We start from the raw sequence: 5824 nt of genomic DNA, 5'->3' as shown, positions 1-5824 counted from the left end.
ATCTCCAGCTTCGCCGGCGCCGCGCTGCCGTTGGTTGCCGGGGCGCTGTTGCCGACAGCGAGCTGGACAGCGCTGGTGGTCTCGATCCTGGCCCTCGGCGGACTCGGCGTGCTGTTGTCGGCCCAGGTCGGCGGCCGGCGGTCGGTGTGGGCGGTGGGCCTGGTCATCGCCGGCGTCGCCGTGACGGTCATCGGGGTGAAGGTGGATCTGGTGTGAGCCCCGGCGACGCGGATCCCACCGGCGGGCACCGACCGGGTGGCCCGTTGGCGGTCCGCCCGGGCCGCCGGGCTTTCTCGCCGGCGCTGAAGTTCGTGCTGATGGTCGGCGCGATGAGCTGCTTCGCCGATCTCACCTACGAGGCGTCCCGCAGCATCGTCGGCCAGTTCCTGGGTCTGCTCGGCGCCGGCGCGCTGGCGATCGCGGTGATCACCGGCTTCGGTGAGCTGCTCGGCTACGGCCTGCGGATGTTCTCCGGGCGCGGCGCCGACCGGACCGGCAGATACTGGCCGATCACCATCGGCGGCTACCTGCTGCAGATGTCGGTGGTGCCGCTGCTGGCGGTGGCCGGCAGCTGGCAGGTCGCGGCCGTGCTGGTCGTTCTCGAGCGGGTCGGCAAGGCGATCCGCAATCCGCCGCGTGACGCGATGCTCGCCCACGCGGCCAGACGACTGGGGTACGGCTGGGGCTTCGGTGTGCACGAGGCGCTCGACCAGTTCGGCGCGATGTTCGGGCCGCTGGCGGTCGCGTTCGTCGTCACCGCCACCCACGACGACTACCGGTTCGCCTTCGCCGCCCTGGCGGTTCCGGCGGCGGTGATGTTGTCGCTGCTGGCCGTTGCGCGGGCACTGTATCCGCATCCGGAGGAGCTGGAGCCGGTGACCACCGCGATGGCGACCGACCGGCTGCCCCGGGTGTTCTGGATCTACCTGTCCGCGGCCGCGCTGGCGGCGGCCGGCTTCGCCGACTTCCCGATCATGGCCTACCACTTCCAGCAGGTTGGAACCGTTGCGGCGACCTACATCCCGATCTGCTACGCCGCCGCGATGGGGGTGTCCGGCACCGGGTCGTTGGTATTCGGCAAGCTGTTCGACCGGTACGGCATCGGCCTGCTGGTCCCACTGACCGCGGTGGCGGCGCTCTACGCACCGCTGGTGTTCCTCGGCGGCTTCTGGCCCGCGCTGATCGGCAGCTGCCTGTGGGGGCTGGGCATGGGGGTGCACGAATCGATCATCCCGGCGGCGGTGGCCCCGATGGTGCCCGCGAACCGGCGCGCTTCGGCCTACGGGCTGTTCACCGGCGGCTACGGCGTCGCCTGGTTCGCCGGCAGCGCGGTGATCGGTGCGCTGTTCGGGGTGTCGCTGGGCGTCGTCGTCGGGTTCGTGATGGTCGCCCAATTCGCGGCCATCCCACTGATTCTGGCGGTGCGCCGGCGGACCGCCGCGGGTTAGCCGGGTCTCCTCCACGCCGCCTCCTCCGGGCCGTGTCCCCCCGCGGGCCGCGTCCAGCGCGCCGCTCCCACCGCGCCGACGGTTGTGGATGACGGCAGGATTGGGGATAACCGCCCGCGTTATCGGCGTTTCCGGCCCTGGCCGACCACGCCGTGTCGGCATCGGCCCGCAAGCTGACCGCCATGGCGACATGGACGCGTGCCGAGCTGGGGGCACTTGGTGAACAGCTCGCCGTCGACCGGGTTGCCGGCTTGGGCTGGCGGATCCTGGCCCGCAACTGGCGGTGCCGGTACGGCGAGCTGGATGTGATCGCCGTCGACCCGGCCGGCGGCGCGGTGGTGTTCATCGAGGTGAAGACCCGCACCGGGGACGGCTTCGGCGGCCTGCGCTACGCGGTGTCGGCGGCGAAGCTGCGCCGGTTGCGGCGGCTGGCCGGCTTGTGGCTCGAAGGCCAGGACCGGCGGTGGCCGGGGATTCGCATCGACGTGATCGGGGTGCGGATCGGGCGCTGCCGGAGGCCGGAGATCATCCACCTGCCGGGAGTGGGCTGAGCTGCCGCTCGGACGGGCGTTCTCGGTGGCGGTGCTCGGTCTGGACGGCCGGATCGTGGAGATCGAGGCCGACATCGCCTCCGGCCTGCCGAGCGTGTACCTGGTGGGGCTGCCCGACGCCGCGCTGCAGGAGTCGCGCGAGCGGGTCCGGGTGGCGATCACCAACAGCGGTCAACGGTGGCCGGCCGCCCGGCTGACCCTGGCGCTGTCGCCGGCGACGCTGCCGAAGATGGGCTCTGTCTACGACCTGGCGCTGGCCGCGGCGGTGCTCTCGGCGGGCCGCAGCAAGCCGTGGCGGCGGCTGCAGACCGCGGTGCTACTGGGTGAGTTGGCGCTGGACGGGCGGGTCCGGCCGGTACGCGGGGTGCTGCCGGCGGTGCTCGCGGCCCGGGACGGCGGCTGGTCGCAGGCGGTGGTGCCGGCCGACAACCTGGCCGAGGCCAGCCTGGTGGACGGAATCGACGTCCACGGCGTGCAGACCCTGACCCAGCTGCGCGGCTGGCTCGCCGGAGCCGAGCGGCTGCAGGACCGGGTGGTGGCCGCACCGCCGGCTACCCCGCCGGTCGTCGACCTGTCCGACGTGGTCGGACAGGCCCAGGCCCGGTTCGCGGTGGAGGTGGCCGCGGCCGGGGCGCATCACCTGATGCTGACCGGTCCGCCGGGTGTTGGCAAAACCATGCTGGCGCAGCGACTACCGGGTCTGCTGCCGACGCTGACCGACGATGAGGCGCTGGAAGTCACCGCGGTGCACTCGGTGGCCGGCCTGCTGTCGGACGCCGAGCCGCTGATCACCCGGCCGCCGTTCATCGCCCCGCACCACAGCTCCACCGTCGCCGCGCTGGTCGGCGGGGGATCCGGGATGGCCCGGCCGGGCGCGGTGAGCCGGGCACACCGGGGCGTCCTCTTCCTCGACGAGTGCGCCGAGATCAGAGTCAGCGTCCTGGAGGCGCTGCGCACCCCGCTGGAGGACGGCGAGGTCCGGCTGGCTCGGCGAGACGGGGTGGCCCGCTACCCGGCCCGGTTTCAGTTGGTGCTGGCCGCCAACCCGTGCCCGTGCGCACCGACCAATCCGCGGGACTGTACCTGCACGGCGCTGGAGAGGCGGCGTTACCTGGGCAAGCTGTCCGGTCCGCTGATGGACCGAGTGGACCTGCGGGTGCAGATGCACACGGTGCGCGCGGGTGCGTTCTCCGCTACCGACGGGGAGTCGACCGCCCAGGTTCGCAGCCGAGTGGCCACGGCGCGCGCGGCTGCCGCGCACCGCTGGGGTCCGCACGGCTTTCACACCAACGCCGAAGTCAACGGCGCGTTGCTGCGCCGCAAGTTTCGGCTCAGCGACGCCGCCATGGCCCCGCTGCGGGCCGGGCTCGATCGCGGCCTGCTGTCGATCCGCGGCGCCAACCGGACGATGCGGGTCGCCTGGACGCTGGCCGATCTGGCCGGCCGCGGTTCTCCCGGGGCCGACGAGGTGGCGACCGCACTGAGCTTCCGTCAGCCGGGGCTGGCGCGGTGAGCCGCACCGCCGACGAACGACGCGCGTGGGCGTATCTGTCCCGGGTGGTCGAGCCGCCGTGCCCGGAGCTGACCGCCTTGGTGGCCGCGGTCGGACCGGCCGAAGCCGCCGACCGCATCCGGTGTCGTCGGGTCGACGACGAGCTGGCCAGACGAACCGAGGCGCGGCGGGAGATCGATTCGGCGGCCGACGATCTGGAGCTGCTTGCCGGACGCGGCGGCCGGTTGATCACTCCCGCCGACGACGAGTGGCCCACCCTGGCGTTCGCGGCCTTCCGCGGTCGTGGCGGCGAGGCGAAACCGCCGTGCCATGTCCCGACGGTGCTGTGGGCCCGCGGGCCGATCCGGCTGGACGAGTTGACCGAGCGGGCCGCGGCGGTGGTCGGCACCCGGGCGAGCACCGGCTACGGCGAGTACATCACCGCCGACCTGGCCGCCGGGCTGACGGAACGCGACGTCGCGGTGGTCTCCGGCGGGGCCTACGGGATCGACGGGACGGCGCACCGCGCGACGCTGGCCGCCGAGGGGATCACCGCTGCGGTGCTCGCCGGAGGACTCGATATCGCTTATCCTGCAGGGCATTCCGCGCTGCTGCACCGTCTCGCCGAACACGGGCTGTTGGTGACCGAGTACCCGACGGGTACCCGCCCGGCCCGGCACCGGTTCTTGACCCGTAATCGCCTGGTGGCCGCTCTCGCCGGAGCGACGGTGGTGGTGGAAGCCGGGTTGCGCAGCGGTGCGGCCAACACCGCCGCCTGGGCACGGCAGCTGGGCCGGCCGGTGGCCGCGGTGCCCGGGCCGGTGACCAGCGCGGCGTCGGCGGGGTGTCACGTGCTGCTGCGGGCCGGTGCGCACCTGGTCACCCGTGCCGAGGAGGTGGTCGAGTTGGTGGGCCGGATCGGCGAACTCGCCGAGGAGCCGCCGCGGCCGGTCACGCCGTTGGACGCACTCTCCGATCTGCAGCGTCAGGTGTATGAGGCGCTGCCCGGTCGCGGCGTGGCCACGGTCGACCAGGTCGCGATCGGGTCCGGGCTGCCGCCGGCCCAGGTGCTCGGGCCGTTGGCGATGCTGGAGGTCGCCGGCCTGGCCGAGTGTCGCGACGGACGGTGGCGGATCGGCCGGCCCGGCCGGTAGCCGCCGGTGACTCGTATAGTCGGTGTGCGTTTGCCGCGACCGACGGGAGGACAGTGTGGCAGGACGGCCAGTACACCGGTTCGACGTGGTCCGCACCGAGCCGTTGGCACCGCACCTGGTGCGGGTGGTGCTGCGCCAGGGTGGGCCGGGACCGGGGTTCGACACCTTCACGCCCAGCCTGTTCACCGATTCCTACGTCAAGATCGTCTTCGTCGACGCCGACGTGGACGCGCTTCCCCGGCCGCTGACCCTGGACAGCTTCGACGCGCTGCCGGCCAGGAAGCGGCCGGTGATCCGGACCATGACGGTGCGCAGCGCCGACTCGGCCGTCGGCGAGCTGAGCATCGACGTCACCGTGCACGGCAACCACGGGGTCGTCGGACCGTGGGCGTCCGGTGCCCGGCCCGGCCAGCCGGTCTACCTGATGGGGCCCGGCGGAGCCTATGCCCCCGACCCGGCCGCCGACTGGCACCTGCTGGCCGGCGACGAAAGCGCGCTGCCGGCGGTCGCCGCGGCGCTCGACGCGTTGCCGGCCGACGCGGTGGGCAAGGTCTTCGTCGAGGTCGCCGGACCGGAACATGAGATCGAGTTGGGGGCACCGCCGGGCGTCGAGCTGAACTGGGTCCATCGGGGTGGGCGCGCCGACCTGGTCGGCCAGGACCGCGCCGGCGACAACGCGCCGCTGATCGAGGCGGTCACCAGCGCCCAGTGGCTGCCGGGCCAGGTGCAGGTCTTCATCCACGGCGAGGCCCAGGCGGTGATGCACAACCTGCGCCCATACGTCCGCAAGGAGCGCGCCGTGGACGCTAAATGGGCATCGATCTCCGGCTACTGGCGGCGCGGCCGCACCGAGGAGACGTTCCGGCAGTGGAAGAGAGAGCTCGCCGCGGCCGAAGCAAGCTAGGCTGGCGGGTTATGGCGTTCGGCGACTATCAGTTCGAGATTTACCTGCAGGGCCTGGCCGGGGTGGTGCCGTCGCTGCCGATGGCCTTCGCCGACCTGGAAGCCAAGGCGGCCGCCGCGATGCCGCAGTCGGTGTGGTCCTACGTCGCCGGCGGCGCCGGCGACGAACACACCCAGCGGGCCAACGTCGCCGCGTGCGAACGCGGGGGGCAGATCCCGCGGATGTTAGTCGGCGCCGACCACCCCCACCAGGACCCCGGAAGGGTCGGAATGTCG

6 protein-coding genes and 1 pseudogene are annotated in these 5824 nt (G+C 73.0%); all 7 read left to right on the top strand.

Annotated elements, in window-relative coordinates:
* Nucleotides 1–216: pseudogene (locus tag AC2VNT_RS11200) on the top strand (hypothetical protein); the annotation flags it as partial.
* Nucleotides 213–1448, top strand: coding sequence for an MFS transporter (locus AC2VNT_RS11195; protein WP_486946920.1), 1236 nt, complete (start codon nt 213–215; stop codon nt 1446–1448). The pseudogene AC2VNT_RS11200 and the gene AC2VNT_RS11195, both read left to right, overlap by 4 nt.
* A gap of 182 nt (nt 1449–1630) precedes the next feature.
* Nucleotides 1631–1999 carry a YraN family protein gene (locus tag AC2VNT_RS11190; protein ID WP_486946919.1) on the top strand — a complete coding sequence of 123 codons (369 nt, stop codon included), beginning with the start codon at nt 1631–1633 and terminating at the stop codon, nt 1997–1999.
* Nucleotide 2000: 1 nt separating this feature from the next.
* Entirely contained in the window at nt 2001–3512 is a 1512-nt protein-coding gene (locus tag AC2VNT_RS11185; protein ID WP_486946921.1) for a YifB family Mg chelatase-like AAA ATPase, read from the top strand.
* The gene (gene dprA / locus AC2VNT_RS11180) at nt 3509–4645 is read left to right on the top strand and encodes a DNA-processing protein DprA (protein WP_486946918.1); all 1137 of its coding nucleotides are present in this window, start codon (nt 3509–3511) and stop codon (nt 4643–4645) included. Before AC2VNT_RS11185 ends, dprA begins: the two co-directional genes overlap by 4 nt.
* Before the next feature lie 55 nt (nt 4646–4700).
* Nucleotides 4701–5549, top strand: coding sequence for a siderophore-interacting protein (locus tag AC2VNT_RS11175; RefSeq protein WP_486946917.1), 849 nt, complete (start codon nt 4701–4703; stop codon nt 5547–5549).
* A gap of 11 nt (nt 5550–5560) precedes the next feature.
* Nucleotides 5561–5824 (top strand): alpha-hydroxy-acid oxidizing protein (locus AC2VNT_RS11170; protein ID WP_486946916.1); only part of this gene is annotated, 264 nt, incomplete at its 3' end.

The sequence above is a fragment of the Mycobacterium sp. TH-M15 genome (assembly GCF_057473705.1).
This window is presented reverse-complemented; position numbering and strand designations above follow the sequence as displayed.

Excerpts from the sequence above, each read along its gene's own strand:
- AC2VNT_RS11190 (WP_486946919.1), top strand. The coding sequence starts at position 1,631 with ATGGCGACATGGACGCGTGCCGAGCTGGGGGCACTTGGTGAACAGCTC.